This window comes from Streptomyces griseomycini (genome assembly GCF_014203535.1).
Taxonomy (GTDB): Bacteria; Actinomycetota; Actinomycetes; order Streptomycetales; family Streptomycetaceae; genus Streptomyces; species Streptomyces griseomycini.
The window spans coordinates 772,676-790,627 of the sequence record NZ_JACHJI010000001.1 but is presented as its reverse complement, the minus strand read 5'-3'; the positions used below and the strand labels follow the sequence as shown (position 1 = coordinate 790,627).

Genomic DNA, 17,952 nt, shown 5'->3' with positions numbered 1-17,952 from the left:
GGATCAGCTCAGCAGTCCCGTGCGGATCGGTTCAGCGCCCGCCGGTGCGTGCGGGTGGACGTGGTCGTGGCCGGGCAGCGCGTGCTGGCCGACGGCCTTCGGGGGCGGGCCGTCGTGCAGGACGCAGCCGTCGCGCAGCACGACCGCCCGGTCGATCAGGGGCTCCAGCGGGCCCAGTTCGTGCAGGACGAGCAGGACGGTGGCGCCCTCGGCGACCTGGTGCCGCAGGGTCTCGGCGAGGACCTCCTGGCTGGCCAGGTCCACGCCCGCCATCGGCTCGTCCATGATCAGCAGTTCCGGTCCGGCGGCGAGCGCGCGGGCGATCAGCACCCGCTGGTGCTGGCCGCCGGAGAGCGCGTCGACGGAGTCCTTGGCCCGGTCCGCCATGCCGACCAGGTCCAGGGCGCGGCGCACCGCCTCGCGGTCGGCCTTGCGGAAGACGCCGAAGCGGGAGCGCGCCAGGCGGCCCGAGGAGACGACCTCGGTCACCGTCGCCGGCACCCCGCCCGCGGCGGTGGTGCGCTGCGGGACGTAGCCCACGCGCGCCCAGTCGCGGAACCGGCGCCGGGGGGTGCCGAACAGCTCGACCTCGCCGGCGCTGACCGGCACCTGGCCGATGACGCTGCGCACGGCCGTCGACTTGCCGGAGCCGTTCGCGCCGAGCAGGGCGACGACCTCACCGCGGCGCACGGTGAGGTCGATGCCGCGCAGGACGGGGCGCGAGCCGAGTTCGGCGCGGACGCCGCGCAGGGATATGACGGGTTCGGTCATGCCGCCGTCCTCCGATGGATCGATCACTTGGCGCCCAGAGCCGTCTGCAGGGCCTTGAGGTTGGACTCCATGACCTGGAAGTAGTCGTCGCCGCGGGACTCGTCGGTGATGCCCTCGATCGGGTCGAGGACGTCCGTCTTCAGCCCGGCGTCGGTGGCGAGGGTCTTCGCGGTCTCGTCGCTGACGAGCGTCTCGTAGAAGACGGTGGTGACGCCGTCGGCCTCGGCCGTCTCCGCGAGTTCCTTCACGCGGGCGCCGCTGGGCTCGGACTCGGGGTCGAGGCCGTTGATGGCCTCCTCGGTCAGGCCGTAGCGCTCGGCGAGGTAGCCGAAGGCGGCGTGCGTGGTGATGAAGACGTCGGTCTTCTTGTCCTTCAGGCCGGTCTCGAACTTCGCGTCCAGGCCGTTCAGCTTCTCGACCAGCGCCTCGGTGTTCTTCCGGTAGTCGGCGGCGTGGTCCGGGTCGGCCTTCTCGAAGGCCTTGCCGACGCCCTCGGCGACCTCGGCGTACTTGACCGGGTCGAGCCAGACGTGGGGGTCCTTGCCGCCCTCGTGCTCGTGGCCGTGCTCGTCCTCGTGGGCGTGTTCGTCCTCGTGGGCGTGTTCGTCCTCGTGGGCGTGCTCCCCCTCGCCCTCGTGGCCGTGCTCGTCGGCGTGCTCCTCCAGGGAGGTCAGGCCGGCCGCGTCGATCTTCGTCCCGATCCCGGACTGACCGATGGCCTCGTCGACGGAGGGCTGCAGGCCCTTGAGGTAGAGCGCCGCGTCGGACTCCTGGAGCTGCGCGGTCTGCTTGGCACTGATCTCCAGGTCGTGCGGCTCCTGCCCGGGCTCGGTGAGGCTGGTGACGTCGACGTGCTCGCCGCCGATCTGCTCGGCGAGGAACGCCATCGGGTAGAACGACGCGACGACGTCGAACTTGTCGGTGTTGCCCGCGGCGGCGCTGTCGGAGGAGCAGGCGGACAGGGTGCCGAGACCGAGGGCGGTGACCGCGGCCACGGCGGCCGCGGATATGGGGCGTCGTCGTACGTTCATGACAGTCATTTTCAACAAATATGGAAACCGTTGTCAACAAACCAGGTAGGAGGTCCGCACGGGGGGACCGATTTGGTCGTGGGACCGTCCCCGCCGGTAACCTGAGTCATTCGCTGGAAGCATCTCGCTTCGTCGCCCGTCGTCGTAATGAAGAGAGCACCGTGGCCGCCGACAAGATCGACACCATCGTCAGCCTGAGCAAGCGCCGTGGCTTCGTATTCCCCTGCAGTGAGATCTACGGCGGCCAGCGTGCCGCCTGGGACTACGGGCCGCTGGGTGTCGAGCTCAAGGAGAACCTCAAGCGCCAGTGGTGGCGCTACATGGTCACCTCGCGCGAGGACGTGGTCGGTATCGACTCCTCCGTGATCCTGGCCCCGGACGTGTGGGTCGCCTCCGGCCACGTCGCGACCTTCACGGACCCCCTGACCGAATGCACCTCCTGCCACAAGCGGTTCCGCGCGGACCACCTGGAGGAGGCGTACGAGGAGAAGAAGGGGCACGCCCCGGAGAACGGCCTCGCCGACCTCAACTGCCCCAACTGCGGCAACAAGGGCACCTTCACCGAGCCCAAGCAGTTCTCGGGCCTGCTCTCCACCCACCTCGGCCCGACGCAGGACTCCGGCTCCATCGCCTACCTGCGCCCCGAGACCGCCCAGGGCATCTTCACCAACTTCGCCCTGGTGCAGGTCGCTTCGCGCAAGAAGCCGCCGTTCGGCATCGCCCAGATGGGCAAGTCCTTCCGCAACGAGATCACGCCCGGCAACTTCATCTTCCGCACCCGCGAGTTCGAGCAGATGGAGATGGAGTTCTTCGTCAAGCCGGGCGAGGACGAGAAGTGGCAGGAGTACTGGATGGAGCAGCGCTGGAACTGGTACACCGGTCTCGGCCTGCGCGAGGAGAACATGCGGTGGTACGAGCACCCGCAGGAGAAGCTCTCCCACTACTCCAAGCGCACCGCTGACATCGAGTACCGCTTCCAGTTCGGCGGCAGCGAGTGGGGCGAGCTCGAGGGCGTCGCCAACCGCACCGACTACGACCTCTCCGCCCACTCCAAGGCCTCCGGCCAGGACCTCGCCTACTTCGACCAGGAGGCCGGCGAGCACTGGACGCCGTACGTCATCGAGCCGGCGGCCGGTGTCGGCCGGGCGATGCTCGCCTTCCTGCTCGACGCCTACGTCGAGGACGAGGCGCCCAACGCCAAGGGCAAGATGGAGAAGCGGACCGTGCTGCGGCTCGACCACCGCCTGGCCCCGGTGAAGGCCGCGGTGCTCCCGCTGTCCCGCAACCCCGAGCTGTCGCCGAAGGCGAAGGGCCTGGCGCAGGCGCTGCGGCAGCACTGGAACGTCGAGTTCGACGACGCCGGCGCGATCGGCCGCCGCTACCGCCGCCAGGACGAGATCGGTACGCCGTTCTGCGTGACCGTCGACTTCGACACGCTGGACGACAACGCGGTGACCGTGCGCGAGCGCGACTCCATGAAGCAGGAGCGCGTCTCGCTGGACCAGATCGAGGGCTACCTGGCCGCGCGTCTGATCGGCTGCTGAGGCACTTCCCGACCGAGGCGCTCCTCGACGACCGACGCCGATCGGTCCCCGACACAGGCACCGAAGTGGCCCTGTGCCGGGGGCCGTCGTGCGTCCAGGGTGGGTGTCATGAGCATCGCGTTCCTGCTGACCACCCTCGTGGTCGTCGCCACCCCCGGCACCGGGGTCGTCTACACCCTCGCCGCCGCCCTCTCGCGCGGGCGCCGGGCGAGCGTCGTCGCGGCGTTCGGCTGCACGCTCGGGACCGTCCCGCACATGCTGGCCACGGTCACCGGCGTCGCCGCGCTGCTGCACGCCAGCGCCACCGCCTTCCAGGTCCTCAAGTACGCCGGTGTCGCCTACCTGCTGTACATGGCGTGGGCCACGATCCGGGACAAGGAGCCGATCACGGTGGACGAGCCGGCCGCGCCCGTCCCGACGGGCCGGGTGATCGTGCGCGGCGTGCTGATCAACATCCTCAACCCGAAGCTGACGCTGTTCTTCTTCGCCTTCCTGCCGCAGTTCGTCGGCGCCGGGGAACCGCACTCGGTGCCGCGCATGCTCGCGCTCGGCGGCGTCTTCATGCTGGTGACCTTCGTCGTCTTCGCCGCGTACGGGATCCTCGCGGCCTCCGTGCGCAGCCACGTCATCTCCCGGCCGCGGGTGATGGCGTGGCTGCGGCGGAGCTTCGCGGGGTCGTTCGTGGCGCTGGGGGCGAAGCTCGCGTTCACCGCGCGGTGAACGTCACCGTCCCCCGGCCCGTCCACGCCCGCGCGCGGGAGACCCCCTGCGCGGACACCGGCTCCGGGAGGGGCGTGGACCCCGTGGTGCGAGGGCCGCGGACCCGGGGGCGGGCCCGGGGGTCACGCGGCCGCCGGGTTCACCGTCGCCTGGTGCGCGTCGGCCAGGTGCTCCTGCGCCCTGAGCCAGGGCAGGAACGGGGCGACCCTGCGCCAGCCGCACGTGTCGCATCTGAGCGTGCGCCGCGCGCCGCTGCGCCGCACCCGCACGACGTGCTCGCGGCCGTGGAGATCCCAGCGGCTGACCTTGCTCCTGTCGATCTGCGACATGGCCCCTCCGGCCTTCCGGCATCCGTGTCACGGTGTCGCCGTTCTTGTGCCCCTGTTCGGCGACGACAAGGAGTGTGCGGCAGGAACGGGATCGACGGGGGGCGTCCGGGCGGGGATCCGGCACCGCGTCAGCGCTGCGCGCCCACTCCCGCGGGCCGGTGGGGCTCCGCCGGCTCCAGCCGCTCGGCCGTCCGCTCCGCCGTCCCGCGGGCCCAGCGGCCCGAGGTCGCCGCACCCACCACCAGGGCCGCGAGCGCGAGGCCGGCGAAGGGCGCGGCCGTCGGCAGGCCGGCGTGCGGGGCCTCGGTGATCGCGTACGTCAGGGAGCCGGACAGGACGATGTCCGGGAGCCGGCCGACCGGGTCGGGGCGGCGGGCCCGGGGCGTGCGGGACTCCGGGACGAAGCGCAGGGTGAGCAGGAGGGCGGCGAGGCCCACCGGCAGGTTGGTCCAGAAGATCGAGCGCCAGCCGACCGACTCCACCAGCGGACCGCCGGCCAGCGGACCGCCGGCCAGCGGACCGGCGGCCATCGGGATGCCGACGACCGCGCCCCACGCGCCGATCGCGCGGGCCCGCTCACGCGGGTCGGTGAAGGTGTGGGTGATGATCGACATGGCGACCGGGCCGAGCTCCCCCAGTGCCTCAAGGGCCTGGGAGGTGCCCCCGTCCCCCACCCACCGCCTGCACCGTGCGGAAGACGACCAGCGCCTCGAGGTCCGGGGCGAGCGAGCACGGCAGCGAGCCGAGGGCGAAGGTCACCGGGCCCGCCGTGAAGACCCGCCTGCGGCCGATCCGGCCGGCGGTGGAGCCGGCGAGCATCAGCAGCGAGGCGAGGCGAGGACGAGGGCGCGGGCGTCGACGGCCCACTGCGGGCCCGAGGTGGTGGCGTGCAGGTCCCGCTGCGGGGAGGGCGGGGCGACGTTCAGGACGGTGTTGTCCAGGCTCACGATCAGCAGGCTCATGCAGCGGATCGCGAGCACCGGCACGCGCCGGCCGTGGCTGAGCTCGGGCACGGTCCCCGTCGTAGTGCGTTTCGACAGTGCGGTTGACTGATGACAGATGCACGATCACCGTGACGGGCGGTCCCCGGCGTGCGGGACAATGGGGGAATGCCCACGCCCACACCCACGCCGGACCCGGCCCTGACGAACCCGACCCCGACGAACCCGACCCTGCGGATCGGCCCGCACGCGGTCCGGCCGCCCGTCGTGCTCGCCCCCATGGCCGGGATCACCAACGCGCCCTTCCGCACCCTGTGCCGGGAGTTCAGCGGCGGCAAGGGGCTGTTCGTCAGCGAGATGATCACCACCCGGGCGCTGGTCGAACGCAACGACAAGACCATGCAGCTGATCCGTTTCGACGCGAGCGAGAAACCGCGCTCCATCCAGCTGTACGGCGTCGACCCGGTGACCGTCGGCAAGGCCGTCCGCATGATCGCGGAGGAGGACCTCGCCGACCACATCGACCTCAACTTCGGCTGCCCGGTCCCCAAGGTCACCCGCAAGGGCGGCGGTTCGGCCCTCCCGTACAAGCGGAACCTGCTGCGGTCGATCCTGCGCGAGGCCGTGAGCGGCGCCGGGGACCTGCCGGTCACGATGAAGATGCGCAAGGGCATCGACGACGACCACCTGACCTACCTGGACGCCGGGCGGATCGCCGTCGAGGAGGGCGTGACCGCCGTCGCGCTGCACGGCCGCACCGCCGCCCAGCACTACGGCGGCACCGCCGACTGGGACGCCATCGCCCGGCTGAAGGAGCACGTCCCGGAGATCCCGGTGCTCGGCAACGGCGACATCTGGTCGGCCGGGGACGCGCTCAGGATGGTGCGCGAGACGGGCTGCGACGGCGTGGTCGTGGGGCGCGGCTGTCTCGGGCGGCCGTGGCTGTTCGCCGACCTGGTGGCGGCCTTCGAGGGACGCACCGACGCCTACGTGCGGCCCACCCTGCGCGAGGTCGCCGAGGTCATGGTCCGGCACGCCACGCTGCTCGGCGAGTGGATCGGCGACGAGTCCCGCGGCGTGATCGACTTCCGCAAGCACGTCGCCTGGTACCTGAAGGGCTTCGCGGTCGGCTCCGAGATGCGCAAGCGGCTCGCGATCACCTCCTCGCTGGAGGAGCTGCGGGCCGGGCTGGACGAGCTGGACCTCGACCAGCCCTGGCCGGTGGGCGCCGACGGCCCCCGCGGCCGTACCTCGGGCAACAACCGGGTGGTGCTGCCGGACGGCTGGCTGAAGGACCCGTACGACTGCGCGGGCGTCGGCGAGGAGGCGGAGCTCGACACCTCCGGCGGCTGATCAGCCCCCGGTGGGGTGCGGGGTGGAGCCGTACGCCGTCAGGAAGCGGTCGCGGAAGGCGCTCATCTTCCAGACCGGCGCGTCCTTCGCGGGCCTGAGCCCCTCCGTCCAGTTCCAGCCGTCGATCTTCTCCAGCACCTCCGGGTCCTTGGCGACGATCGACACCGGCACGTCACGGCTCGCGTCCGGACCGCTGACCCGGGCGATGGGCTGGTGGTCGCCGAGGAAGACCAGGACGGTGTCGTCGGTGCCGTAGCGCTCCAGCCACTGGGTGAGGCTGGTGACCGAGTACCGGATCGACCTGCCGTACTCCCGCCGGGACCCGGCGGAGTCGGCGACGACGTCGGCGGGCCTCTTCCCGGCCCGCCGGACGGCGTCGAAGACCGAACCGTCGCCGAGCTCGTCCCAGTCGACCAGTTCCGGGACCGGCGCCCAGGGCTGGTGGCTGGAGGTCAGGATGATCTCCGCCATCAGCGGCCGGTCGCGCTCACGGCCGTGCTCCAGGCGCTGGAAGGCCTCCAGGGCGTACTGGTCCGGCATGGTCGACCAGCTGAACTTCGGGCCCTCGTAGCCCAGGTCGAAGGCGTCGTAGACCTTGTCCAGGCCGTACCACCCGGCCTCCGGCCAGGCCTTCTGCACGCCGGGCATGACGCCGACGGTGTCCCAGGCGCCGGTCCTCTCGAACGCCTTGGTGAGGGTGAGGTGGTCGCCGGCGGTGACGGTGCGGTAGCGCTGCTGGTTGTCGATCCACAGGCCGGACAGGGCCGTCGAGTGGCCGAGCCAGCTGCTGCCGCCGAAGGTCGCCGAGGTGAGCCAGCCGCTGCGGGCGCGGTAGCCGGCCCGCGCGAGCACCTCGGTGCGCGCGTCGAGGGTGCGGGTGACGCCGGGGGCGATCAGGGGGTCCTCGACGGCGGTGCGGCCGTAGCTCTCGACGAAGGCGAAGACGACGTCCTTGCCGCGCAGGTCCGGGACGAGCCGGTCGGGCGGTGTGGCCCCGAAGGCGTCCGCCCGCGCCTCCCGGGCGAACGCCGCCTCGTCGCGCAGGGTCTCCACCACCCGCCGGGCCTGCGCCTGCACGGCGCCGGCGGCCCGGTCGGAGGCGACCGGCACGCCGGAGACCTGGAGGCCGAGGGCGGTGCAGGTGATCCACACGGTCCCCGCGACGAGCGCGCCCGGGGCGGCGCGGGAGCGGTGCCGGGCCAGCAGCTCGCCCAGCCGGACGGTGGCCAGCGCCAGACCGGTCACCAGGAGCAGGACGAGGAGGACCGCACCGACCGCGGCGGCGTCGGCGGCCGTGCCGCCCATCGCGTCCCCGGCGTACGCGTGGGCGTCGTCGAGCAGCCCCCAGTCGAGGACGACGTCGAAGCTCCGGCCCAGGTACTCGGTGAACCCCATGTCCAGCAGGTTGAGCACGGTCAGGACGCCGGTGCCCGCCCCGCACAGCGCGGCCGCGACGATCCGCGGCCGCCGCGGCAGGGAGAGCAGCAGCACGGCGCCGACGACGGCCTCGGCGGGTATCCGCGCGAACCGGTCCGGGCGGAGTCCGGCGAGGGTGTCGGGCAGCAGCAGGGCACCGAGGACGAGGGCGGCGGCGAGCGCGTGGACGCCCCGGCGGACGGCGCGCGCGGCGGCCGGGTGCGCGTCGCGCAGACGTGGGGAGACAGGCACCCGGAGATCCTTCCGTACCCGTGCGGAACTCGGTCGAGGAGGCGGACCCGGCGTGGGGGTCCGGGTCCGCCGCAGTTCCGTACGGGTACGCCGGCCGGTGCGTTCAGCACGCGGGTGTCCCGGGTGGGTCCCGGCCGTCCCGGCGGACGTCCGCATGGTGGAATCCGGCCCGCTGTGGCAGCGTGATTCTCGCCACCCTTGATAAGGGTTGCGCTCAGATGAGCGAATCAAGGGCGGCTGCACTTCTCAAAGTCTGGCACTCAGTGCCACCCCTTGATCGTTCACCGACCGAAATCAGAGGTGCGGATTGCCGCTCACATGAGCACTCGGAGGGCTTGGCGGGGCTTCTTGCCTTCAAGAAGTGAAAACATTCGGCCGCATGGGCTTGCCGAGCTGTGACTTTCGATCCGCTGGCGGACGGCGGGTTACGGGCGCATGACGCACGTGTGGACGTACCCAGACGCCTTCGATCTGGGTATGTTCCTCGCCGTCAGGGCAGCCACCGCGTCCTCGAGGAGTCGAGACCCGTGTCGGAAAACAAAGATCCCCACGTAGCTGAGCCCGGAACCAGCGTTGAGGGCGTGAAGTTCGTCTACGACTTCACCGAGGGCAACAAGGACCTCAAGGACCTGCTCGGCGGCAAGGGTGCCAACCTCGCCGAGATGACCAACCTGGGCCTTCCCGTCCCGCCCGGCTTCACCATCACCACGGAGGCCTGCAAGGTCTACCTGGAGAGCGGCGAGGAGCCGGCGGCGCTGCGTGACGAGGTGAGTGCGCACCTCGTCGCCCTCGAGGAGACGATGGGCAAGAAGCTCGGCCAGGCCGACGACCCCCTCCTCGTGTCGGTCCGCTCCGGAGCCAAGTTCTCCATGCCGGGCATGATGGACACCGTCCTCAACATCGGCCTCTCCGACAAGTCCGTCCAGGGCCTCGCCAAGCAGGCCGGCGACGACCGGTTCGCGTGGGACTCCTACCGGCGCCTCATCCAGATGTTCGGCAAGACCGTCCTCGGCGTCGACGGCGAGCTCTTCGAGGAGGCGCTGGACGCGGCGAAGGCGGCCAAGAAGGTCACCGTCGACACCGAGCTGGAGGCCGCCGACCTCAAGAAGCTCGTCACCAGGTTCAAGAAGATCGTCAAGACCGAGGCCGGCCGGGACTTCCCGCAGGACCCGCGCGAGCAGATGGACCTCGCCATCAAGGCGGTCTTCGACTCCTGGAACGGCGACCGCGCCAAGCTGTACCGCCGCCAGGAGCGCATCCCGCACGACCTGGGCACCGCCGTCAACGTCTGCTCCATGGTCTTCGGCAACCTCGGCCCGGACTCCGGCACCGGCGTCGCCTTCACCCGCGACCCCGCCTCCGGCCACCAGGGCGTCTACGGCGACTACCTGCAGAACGCGCAGGGCGAGGACGTGGTCGCGGGCATCCGCAACACCGTGCCGCTCGCGGAGCTGGAGTCGATCGACAAGAAGTCGTACGACCAGCTGATGCAGATCATGGAGACGCTGGAGAACCACTACAAGGACCTCTGCGACATCGAGTTCACCATCGAGCGCGGCCAGCTGTGGATGCTCCAGACCCGCGTCGGCAAGCGGACGGCCGGGGCGGCCTTCCGCATCGCCACCCAGCTGGTGGACCAGGGCCTGATCGACGAGGCCGAGGCGCTCACCCGGGTCAACGGCGCCCAGCTCGCCCAGCTGATGTTCCCGCGCTTCGACGAGAGCGCGAAGGTCGAGCAGGTCGGCCGGGGCATCGCGGCCTCCCCGGGCGCGGCGGTCGGCAAGGCGGTCTTCGACTCCTACACCGCCGTCAAGTGGTCCCGCTCCGGTGAGAAGGTCATCCTGATCCGCCGCGAGACCAACCCCGACGACCTCGACGGCATGATCGCGGCCGAGGGCATCCTCACCTCGCGCGGCGGCAAGACCTCCCACGCGGCCGTGGTCGCGCGCGGCATGGGCAAGACCTGTGTGTGCGGCGCGGAGGAGCTGGAGGTCGACACCAAGCGCCGCCGGATGACGGTCCCCGGCGGGCACGTCGTGGAGGAGGGCGACCTCATCTCCATCGACGGCTCCACGGGCAAGGTCTACCTCGGTGAGGTCCCGGTCGTCCCGTCCCCGGTCGTGGAGTACTTCGAGGGCCGGATGCACCCGGGCGCCGACGACGCCGACGAGCTGGTCGAGGCCGTGCACCGGATGATGGCCTTCGCCGACCGCAAGCGCCGGCTGCGCGTGCGCGCCAACGCCGACAACGCCGAGGACGCGCTGCGCGCCCGCCGCTTCGGCGCCCAGGGCATCGGCCTGTGCCGCACCGAGCACATGTTCCTCGGCGACCGGCGCGAGCTGGTGGAGCGGCTGATCCTGGCCGACACCGAGGTCGAGCGCGAGGAGTCCCTCAAGGCGCTGCTCCCGCTGCAGAAGAAGGACTTCGTCGAGCTGTTCGAGGCGATGGACGGCCTCCCGGTCACCATCCGCCTGCTCGACCCGCCGCTGCACGAGTTCCTGCCCGACATCACCGAGCTGTCGGTCCGGGTCGCGCTCGCCGAGTCCCGGCAGGAGCCGCACGAGAACGACCTGCGCCTGCTCCAGGCGGTGCACCGGCTGCACGAGCAGAACCCGATGCTGGGCCTGCGCGGCGTCCGTCTCGGCCTGGTCATCCCCGGCCTGTTCACCATGCAGGTGCGGGCCATCGCCGAGGCGGCGGCCGAGCGCAGGGGCGCCAAGGGCGACCCGCGCGCGGAGATCATGATCCCGCTGGTCGGCACGGTCCAGGAGCTGGAGATCGTCCGCGAGGAGGCCGACAAGGTCATCGCCGAGGTCCAGGAGGCCACCGGCACCGAGCTGAAGCTCGCCATCGGCACGATGATCGAGCTGCCGCGCGCCGCGCTGACCGCCGGCCAGATCGCCGAGGCGGCGGAGTTCTTCTCCTTCGGCACCAACGACCTCACCCAGACGGTGTGGGGCTTCTCCCGGGACGACGTGGAGGCCAGCTTCTTCACGGCCTACCTGGAGAAGGGCATCTTCGGGGTGTCGCCGTTCGAGACGATCGACAAGGACGGCGTGGGCTCGCTGGTGAAGCTGGCCGCCAAGGCCGGCCGCGAGACCCGCCCCGACCTGAAGCTCGGTGTCTGCGGCGAGCACGGCGGCGACCCGGAGTCGGTCCACTTCTTCCACGAGGTCGGCCTGGACTACGTCTCCTGCTCCCCGTTCCGCATCCCGGTGGCCCGCCTGGAGGCCGGCCGCGCGGCGGTCACGTCGACGGGGAGCGACCACCGCTAGCCCTTCGGGGCGCATGGCCCCGGAGCCGTCGTCTGTCACCCGACCACCCTCACCGATCGGCGACGGCTCCGGATCACGGAGAGGAGGGCGGCACCCGTGCGGGGGTGCCGCCCTCCCGCCCGTGCGGGCTCCGGTGCCGGTGCGGGAGCGGATCCGCCACAGCGCGGAGGACGCGGGGGACGCAGCGCCCTTCCGTACGCGCGGGAGCACCGCCGGGCCGCTGAGCGGCCCGGGCGGGCAAGCCGTCGGCCCGTGGCGGTCGTCGCGGCGCGCGGGCGCGGTGGCGCTCTTCGGACGGGCCGGCGCGGGCACGTGCGCCGCCGGGAGGGCGAGTCCGGCTCCCCGCTGCTGTCCCCCGAGCCCCGGGAGCCGAACGGTCGGCTCCCGGGGCGTGCTCAGCGGTTCTCGCGCCGCTTGCGGGCCGCGATCACCAGTCCGCCGCCCAGCAGCACGACGGCCGCGCCGCCGGCCGCGATGTACGGGGTGGTGCCGCTGCCGCCGGTCTCGGCGAGGTCGGTGCCGCCGCCGCTCTGCTCCCGGGTGCCGGTCCCCTCGGCCTCCGCTCCGGTGTCGCCGGCGGTCTCCTCGTGCGGGACGAAGTCCGCGGGCGGCCGGTCGCAGCCGACGCCGTCGTCGTCGCGGTCCAGGTGCTCGCCGTAGTGCTCGTCGCCCTCGGGGATGTCGCTGTACCCGTTGTCGTACGCCTCGGTGCAGTTCTTGAACGGGTGGCCGCCGTCGTGCGCGACGGCGGTGGCCGGTACGGCGGCCAGGGCGAGGGCGGCGAGGACCGCGGCGGTGGACGTACGGATCGGGTTCATGGGCGGAGCCCCCCAGCTCGGTTGCGTGACGCGTGTGCTCGGTTCGAGAGCCACGAAGCTACTGGGGGGCCCGTGGTGTGTCGGGGATACGGAAGACCCGTGATGCGAACGTGACGTGACCGGAGGGTAACTCTCCGCCGTGACCGGGACGGCCCGCACCGGCTGTGCGGGCCGTGGCCCCGGCGCTACAACGGGACCGCCACCGCCGTGAACGTCGTCTCCGGCGTCTGCGGGCTGGTGAAGCGCGCGTTGACCAGGTAGAGGCGGTCGCGGAAGCGGGCGGCGGTGGCGGGCACGTCGAAGCGCGGGTCGGTGATCGAGCGGCGCAGGGTGGCCGTCGTGGCCCCGGCGTCCAGGTCGAACACGGTCACCACGTTCAGCCGGTTCTGCACCACGTACAGGGTGCGGCCGACGCGGACCAGGCCGTCGCCGTTGACGACGTCGTCCGCGCCGACGAGCGTGACCCTGGTGGCGCGGCCGGTCCTCAGGCACACCCGGTACAGCTCGCCCGGCGTGCTCTTGACGACGATCACGTCGCGGCCGTCGGGCGTGCTCACGACGCCGTTGGCGTTGATGGCGCCGGGCAGCTGCTCCCAGTCCCCGGTGAGCGGCAGCGTGCGGACCCGGCCGCCCCGGCCGCGCGGGACGCCGTACAGGACCGCGTCGTAGGAGTCGGTGAACCAGGCGCGGTCCCGGAACAGGACGACGTCGTTGACGAAGTGCCCGGTGGCGGCGGTGAGTTCGTACGTCCCGCGCGGCTCGCCGGTGCGGGCGTCCACGAGCCGCGCGGTGCCGTCGGCGCCGCCGGAGACGTACAGCAGGCCGTCGTGGCCCAGCTCGAGACCGATGGCCGCGCGGCCGGGGGCGCCCTCGTGGAGCACCCGGCCCTCTCCGGTGCGCAGGTCGGTGCGGTAGATCGCGCCGTCGGCGCGTGAGCCCATGTAGGCGAAGGGCGCGCTGCCGATGGTGATGCCCTCGGGCAGCCAGCCGTCGGGCAGCGGGAACCCGGTCGGCCAGGCGGCCCGGCGGCCGGCGGCCCGTGCGGTGCCGGTGCCGGCCGCCACCGCGAACGCGGCGACGGCGGCACCGCCGAGCACGGCACGCCGGGAGGGCCGGGGGTGCTGCGGGTGCTGCGGGTTCTTCCGGGTCATGGTTCGGGCCTCCGTGGCGGACGGGACGGTGCTCGAAACGAGTGGAACGGGATCGATGGAACCCGGGACCGATGAAACCCGATGAACCCGCCCGACCGGAGGGAAGACACGCACCCGACAGGAACCTGACAGACTCCGGGCGGCTACGCCGCCTCCACCTCGTACGCCGTCACCCGTACCGTCTCGTCGTCCAGGCACCGGCCCGACTCCAGGTCGAAGCGCTGCTTGAGCAGCGGGGAGGCGACGAAGGGGCGGCCCTGGTGGGTGCCGGTCAGGCCGCGGGAGAGGACGGCCGCGCCGGTGAAGGGGTCGCGGTTGTCGATGGCGTGGAGGCGGCCGGCGCGGTCGGCGAAGACGGCGACCTGGCGGCCGTCGGGGAGCAGCGCCGCCACCCCGCGGCCGGGGATCAGCGTGCTGAGGTCGCAGACCGTGAACCAGCCGTCGTCCAGGCGGAGCCGGACCTTCAGATCGGTGGTCTCCAGTGCCAGGGTCATCGCGTGGCGCTTCCTTCCAGGATCTCGTCGGCCGGTCGCCGGCCGATGTCCAGCAGCGGCAGGTCGGGCTTGATCTGGTCGCGCTCGGGGACGAAGGCGACCACCGGGTCGGGGGTGTCGGGCGCGTTCACGAAGGACACGAAGCGGGCCAGCCGCTCCGGGTCGTTGATGGTCTCGGCCCACTCGTCGCGGTAGTGCGAGACATGGGCGGCCATCAGCGCCTCCAGCTCGTCGCAGATGCCGAGCGAGTCGTGGACGACGACGTCCCGTACGTGGTCCAGGCCGCCGGGGATCCGCTCCAGCCAGGTGGAGGTGCGCTCCAGGCGGTCGGCGGTGCGGATGTAGAACATCAGGAACCGGTCGATCAGGCGGACCAGTTCGGCGTCCGACAGGTCCTGCGCGAGCAGGTCCGCGTGGCGCGGGGTGGCGCCGCCGTTGCCGCCGACGTAGAGGTTCCAGCCGTTGGCCGTGGCGATCACGCCGAAGTCCTTCGACCGGGCCTCCGCGCACTCGCGCTGGCAGCCGGAGACCGCCGACTTCAGCTTGTGCGGCGACCTGAGCCCCCGGTAGCGCAGCTCCAGGTCGATCGCCATCCGCACGGAGTCCTGGACGCCGTAGCGGCACCAGGTCTGCCCCACGCAGGACTTCACGGTGCGCAGCGACTTGCCGTACGCGTGGCCGGACTCGAAGCCGGCGTCCACCAGCCGGGCCCAGATCAGCGGCAGTTGCTCGACCCGCGCCCCGAACATGTCGATCCGCTGGCCGCCGGTGATCTTCGTGTAGAGCCCGAAGTCGCGGGCGATCTCGCCGATCACGATCAGCTTCTCCGGGGCGATCTCACCGCCGGGGATGCGGGGCACGACCGAGTACGAGCCGTTCTTCTGCAGGTTGGCCAGGAAGTGGTCGTTGGTGTCCTGCAGGGCCGCCTGTTCGCCGTCCAGGACGTAGTTGCTGGCGCCGATCGCCGGGGCGAGGGAGGCGATGATCGAGCCGACGGCCGGCTTGCAGACCTCGCAGCCGTCGCCGCCCCGGGCGGCCTCGCGGCCGTGCCGGTCGAGCAGGTCCCGGTACGACGTGATGCGCAGGGCGAGGACGATCTCGTACAGCTCCTCGCGGGTCTGCGCGAAGCAGCCGCACAGGCCCTTGTCGACCTCGACGCCGCTCGCCTCCAGCTCGGCGTTGACCAGCTGGCCCAGCACCTTGACGCAACTGCCGCAGCCGGTACCGGCCTTGGTGCACTTCTTCACCTCGGGCACGGTGGTGCACCGGTGCTCGGTGACCGCGCCGCGGATCGTGCCCTTGGTGACGTTGTGGCAGGAGCAGATCACCGCGTCGTCGGGCAGCGCGGACGGGCCGAGCTGGGCCGGGGCCCCGGCCCCGGCGGGCAGCACCAGCGCCTCGGGGGAGACGGGCGGCACCGAGCCGGTGAAGGCGCGCAGCGTGCCGTACGCCTCCGCGTCGCCGACCAGGATGCCGCCGAGCAGCGTGCCGTCGCGGCCGATGACCAGCTTCTTGTACAGGCCGGCGCGGGAGTCGGAGTAGACGACGTCCAGGCAGTCCTCGGTGGTGCCGTGCGCGTCGCCGAAGGACGCCACGTCCACGCCGAGCAGCTTCAGCTTGGTGGACAGGTCGGCGCCGGTGAACGACTTCTCCCCGCCCCCGTCGGCGGCGATGGCCGCGGCGGCCGTCTCGGCCTGCTCGTAGCCGGGGGCGACCAGGCCGTACACCCGGCCGTCGGCGGCCAGCGCGCACTCGCCGATCGCGAAGACGCGCGGGTCGGTGACCGTGCGGCACCGTTCGTCGACCGTGATGCCGCCGCGCTCGCCGACCGCCAGGCCGCAGTCCCGGGCCAGCTGGTCGCGGGGGCGGACGCCGGCGGAGAACACCACCATGTCGGTGGCGAGTTCGGAGCCGTCGGACAGCTTCATCCCGGTGACCGCGCCGTCCTCGCCGACGACGATCTCCTGCGTGCCCACGCCGGTGTGCACGGTCAGGCCCATCTCCTCGATGGTGCGCAGCAGCGCCGCGCCGCCGCCCTCGTCGACCTGCACGGGCATCAGCCGGGGCGCGAACTCCACGATGTGCGAGGTGAGTCCGAGGCCCTTGAGGGCGCCCGCGGCCTCGAGCCCGAGCAGCCCGCCGCCGACCACCGCGCCGACGGTCGCCCTCGTCCCCGCGTACTCCTCGATCGCGAGCAGGTCCTCGATCGTGCGGTAGACGAAGCAGCCCTCGGCGTCCTTGTTCGGCACGGGCGGCACGAACGGGTAGGAGCCGGTGGCCAGGACGAGGACGTCGTAGCCGACGACCAGTCCCGAGCGGGCGGTCACCGTGCGCGCCGCACGGTCGACCGACTCCGCCGGGTCGCCGACGTGCAGCTCGATGCCGTGCTGCTCGATGAACGCCGTGTCCGTCAGGGACAGGTCCTCGGGGGTCTTCCCCGAGAAGTACGAGGTGAGCTGGACGCGGTCGTAGGCCGGGCGCGGCTCCTCGCACAGCACGACCACGCGGTGCGTGGCGGTCAGGCCGCGCTCGGCGAGCGCCTCGAGGAAGCGCTGGCCGACCATGCCGTGGCCGACGAGCACGATCGTGGGGGATGCCCCCGGGGTGGCGGTCATCAGGAGCCTCCATCGTTGGTGAGCAGGTGGAGCAGGGGCCCGCCGTCGGACGGGAGCGGCTCTGCTCCCTCCCAGGCGCGCGCGAGGGCGCCGACGGTGCCGAGTTCGCCGACCAGGACCCCGCCGACCAGGCGGTCGTCGCGGACGACGACCTTGCGGTAGGTGCCCCGGGTGGCGTCGGTGAGCTGGACGACGTCGTCGCCCGGCAGCGCCTCGGTCTCGCCGAACGCGGCCAGGTCGAAGGGGCTGTCGGGCCCGGTGAGGGTCAGCCGGGTGAGGGAGCGGGTGCCGGTGTAGCGGGCGCCGGTGTCCCCGGCGAGCAGCGCGGCGAGCGCGTCGGCCTGCTCCAGCGCCGGGGCGGCCAGCCCGTACACCGTGCCGGCGTGCTGGACGCAGTCGCCGACGGCGTGGACGGACGGGTCGGAGGTGCGCAGCTCGTCGTCGACGACGACGCCCTTGCGGACCTCGAGCCCGGCCGCCTGCGCGAGCCCGGTGCGCGGGTGGACCCCGCAGGCCAGCACCACGAGGTCGGCGTCGAGCGCGTACCCGTCGGCCATCTCCACCGAGCGGACGGCGCCGGCGACGCAGCGCACGTCCCGCACCCGGCACTCGGTGTGCACCTCGACGCCGAGGCCGGTCAGGTGGAGCCGGACGAGTTCCGACGCGGCCGGGTCGAGCTGGCGCTCCATGAGCCGCTCGGACTGCTGGGCGAGGACGACCTGGGCGCCGCGCACCGCGAGGGCGCGGGCCGCGGAGACCCCGAGCAGCCCGCCGCCGATGACGACCGCCCGCGCCCCGGGCCGCACCGCCTTGGCCAGGCCCAGGCAGTCGTCCATGGTGCGGAAGGCGTGCACGCCCTCCGGCAGTTCGCGGTCCGCGGTGAACAGGCCGCGCAGCGGCGGCAGCACGGGGTTGGAACCGGTGGCGAGGACGAGGCGGTCGTACGCGATCACCGAACCGTCCGCGCAGCCGACGGTCCGCGCGGCGCGGTCGATGCCGGTGACCCGGGCGCGGACCAGCCCGGCGGGCGCCGGCAGGGCGATCACCTCGGGGCTGTAGCGTCCGGCCAGCACCTCGGCGAGCAGCACCCGGTTGTACGGGCGGTGCTCCTCCTCGCCGATCAGCGTCACGGGCGTGCCGAGCTCGCCGAGCCGCCGGGCGAGTCGTACGCCCGCGAGGCCGGAGCCGATCACCACCACGTGCTCGTTCGAGGTCATGCCCCCGAGCGTGCGGTGCGGGTGT

Annotated in this window: 13 protein-coding genes and 1 pseudogene; 4 read left to right on the top strand and 10 right to left on the bottom strand. The window is 72.5% G+C overall.

What is annotated here, in order from left to right; all coding sequences use genetic code 11:
• Positions 1-3: 3 nt before the first annotated feature.
• Positions 4-771: a metal ABC transporter ATP-binding protein gene (locus FHS37_RS03605; protein ID WP_184817522.1), complete on the bottom strand. Its 768-nt coding sequence runs from the start codon at positions 769-771 to the stop codon at positions 4-6.
• Positions 772-794: 23 nt separating this feature from the next.
• Positions 795-1,802 carry a metal ABC transporter substrate-binding protein gene (locus tag FHS37_RS03600; protein ID WP_184817521.1) on the bottom strand — a complete coding sequence of 336 codons (1,008 nt, stop codon included), beginning with the start codon at positions 1,800-1,802 and terminating at the stop codon, positions 795-797.
• Between the two features lie 161 nt (positions 1,803-1,963).
• Between FHS37_RS03600 and FHS37_RS03595 the strand changes: the two genes are divergently transcribed.
• Positions 1,964-3,346, top strand: a complete 1,383-nt coding sequence (locus FHS37_RS03595; protein WP_184817520.1) for a glycine--tRNA ligase — start codon at positions 1,964-1,966, stop codon at positions 3,344-3,346.
• A gap of 108 nt (positions 3,347-3,454) precedes the next feature.
• Positions 3,455-4,066 (top strand): LysE family translocator, encoded by a 612-nt coding sequence (locus FHS37_RS03590; RefSeq protein ID WP_184817519.1) that lies wholly within the window; start codon positions 3,455-3,457, stop codon positions 4,064-4,066.
• 122 nt (positions 4,067-4,188) lie between these two features.
• Here the strand turns inward: FHS37_RS03590 and FHS37_RS03585 are convergent, their stop codons facing one another.
• Positions 4,189-4,395 carry a hypothetical protein gene (locus FHS37_RS03585; protein ID WP_184817518.1) on the bottom strand — a complete coding sequence of 69 codons (207 nt, stop codon included), beginning with the start codon at positions 4,393-4,395 and terminating at the stop codon, positions 4,189-4,191.
• Between the two features lie 239 nt (positions 4,396-4,634).
• A pseudogene (locus FHS37_RS03580) lies at positions 4,635-5,408 on the bottom strand (MFS transporter); the annotation flags it as partial.
• 96 nt (positions 5,409-5,504) lie between these two features.
• On the opposite strand from FHS37_RS03580, the gene dusB reads away from it, so the two are divergent.
• Entirely contained in the window at positions 5,505-6,689 is a 1,185-nt protein-coding gene (gene dusB, locus FHS37_RS03575) for a tRNA dihydrouridine synthase DusB (RefSeq protein ID WP_184817517.1), read from the top strand.
• On the opposite strand, the gene FHS37_RS03570 is transcribed toward dusB, so the two are convergent.
• On the bottom strand, positions 6,690-8,357 hold the full coding sequence (locus FHS37_RS03570) for an alkaline phosphatase family protein (RefSeq protein WP_375372288.1): 1,668 nt from the start codon (positions 8,355-8,357) through the stop codon (positions 6,690-6,692).
• 527 nt (positions 8,358-8,884) lie between these two features.
• On the opposite strand from FHS37_RS03570, the gene ppdK reads away from it, so the two are divergent.
• The gene (gene ppdK / locus FHS37_RS03565) at positions 8,885-11,632 is read left to right on the top strand and encodes a pyruvate, phosphate dikinase (RefSeq protein WP_373304193.1); all 2,748 of its coding nucleotides are present in this window, start codon (positions 8,885-8,887) and stop codon (positions 11,630-11,632) included.
• 395 nt (positions 11,633-12,027) lie between these two features.
• Here ppdK and FHS37_RS03560 read toward each other — a convergent pair whose 3' ends face one another.
• The 5 genes from FHS37_RS03560 to FHS37_RS03540 all read right to left on the bottom strand — a co-directional run bounded on the left by FHS37_RS03560 (position 12,028) and on the right by FHS37_RS03540 (position 17,927).
• Complete coding sequence (locus tag FHS37_RS03560) at positions 12,028-12,450, bottom strand: LAETG motif-containing sortase-dependent surface protein (protein ID WP_184817515.1); 423 nt, start codon at positions 12,448-12,450, stop codon at positions 12,028-12,030.
• A 185-nt stretch (positions 12,451-12,635) separates the two neighbouring features.
• Positions 12,636-13,601: an SMP-30/gluconolactonase/LRE family protein gene (locus FHS37_RS03555; protein WP_184817514.1), complete on the bottom strand. Its 966-nt coding sequence runs from the start codon at positions 13,599-13,601 to the stop codon at positions 12,636-12,638.
• 143 nt (positions 13,602-13,744) lie between these two features.
• Positions 13,745-14,095: a nitrite reductase small subunit NirD gene (nirD, locus tag FHS37_RS03550; RefSeq protein ID WP_184817513.1), complete on the bottom strand. Its 351-nt coding sequence runs from the start codon at positions 14,093-14,095 to the stop codon at positions 13,745-13,747.
• The gene (gene nirB, locus FHS37_RS03545) at positions 14,092-16,710 is read right to left on the bottom strand and encodes a nitrite reductase large subunit NirB (RefSeq protein ID WP_184817512.1); all 2,619 of its coding nucleotides are present in this window, start codon (positions 16,708-16,710) and stop codon (positions 14,092-14,094) included. Before nirB ends, nirD begins: the two co-directional genes overlap by 4 nt.
• Positions 16,710-17,927: an NAD(P)/FAD-dependent oxidoreductase gene (locus tag FHS37_RS03540; protein ID WP_184817511.1), complete on the bottom strand. Its 1,218-nt coding sequence runs from the start codon at positions 17,925-17,927 to the stop codon at positions 16,710-16,712. Before FHS37_RS03540 ends, nirB begins: the two co-directional genes overlap by 1 nt.
• Positions 17,928-17,952: the final 25 nt, after the last annotated feature.

Excerpts from the sequence above, each read along its gene's own strand:
- FHS37_RS03605 (WP_184817522.1), bottom strand. The coding sequence starts at position 771 with ATGACCGAACCCGTCATATCCCTGCGCGGCGTCCGCGCCGAACTCGGC.
- FHS37_RS03600 (WP_184817521.1), bottom strand. The coding sequence starts at position 1,802 with ATGAACGTACGACGACGCCCCATATCCGCGGCCGCCGTGGCCGCGGTC.
- FHS37_RS03590 (WP_184817519.1), top strand. The coding sequence starts at position 3,455 with ATGAGCATCGCGTTCCTGCTGACCACCCTCGTGGTCGTCGCCACCCCC.
- FHS37_RS03585 (WP_184817518.1), bottom strand. The coding sequence starts at position 4,395 with ATGTCGCAGATCGACAGGAGCAAGGTCAGCCGCTGGGATCTCCACGGC.
- dusB (WP_184817517.1), top strand. The coding sequence starts at position 5,505 with ATGCCCACGCCCACACCCACGCCGGACCCGGCCCTGACGAACCCGACC.
- FHS37_RS03560 (WP_184817515.1), bottom strand. The coding sequence starts at position 12,450 with ATGAACCCGATCCGTACGTCCACCGCCGCGGTCCTCGCCGCCCTCGCC.
- FHS37_RS03555 (WP_184817514.1), bottom strand. The coding sequence starts at position 13,601 with ATGACCCGGAAGAACCCGCAGCACCCGCAGCACCCCCGGCCCTCCCGG.
- nirD (WP_184817513.1), bottom strand. The coding sequence starts at position 14,095 with ATGACCCTGGCACTGGAGACCACCGATCTGAAGGTCCGGCTCCGCCTG.
- nirB (WP_184817512.1), bottom strand. The coding sequence starts at position 16,710 with ATGACCGCCACCCCGGGGGCATCCCCCACGATCGTGCTCGTCGGCCAC.
- FHS37_RS03540 (WP_184817511.1), bottom strand. The coding sequence starts at position 17,927 with ATGACCTCGAACGAGCACGTGGTGGTGATCGGCTCCGGCCTCGCGGGC.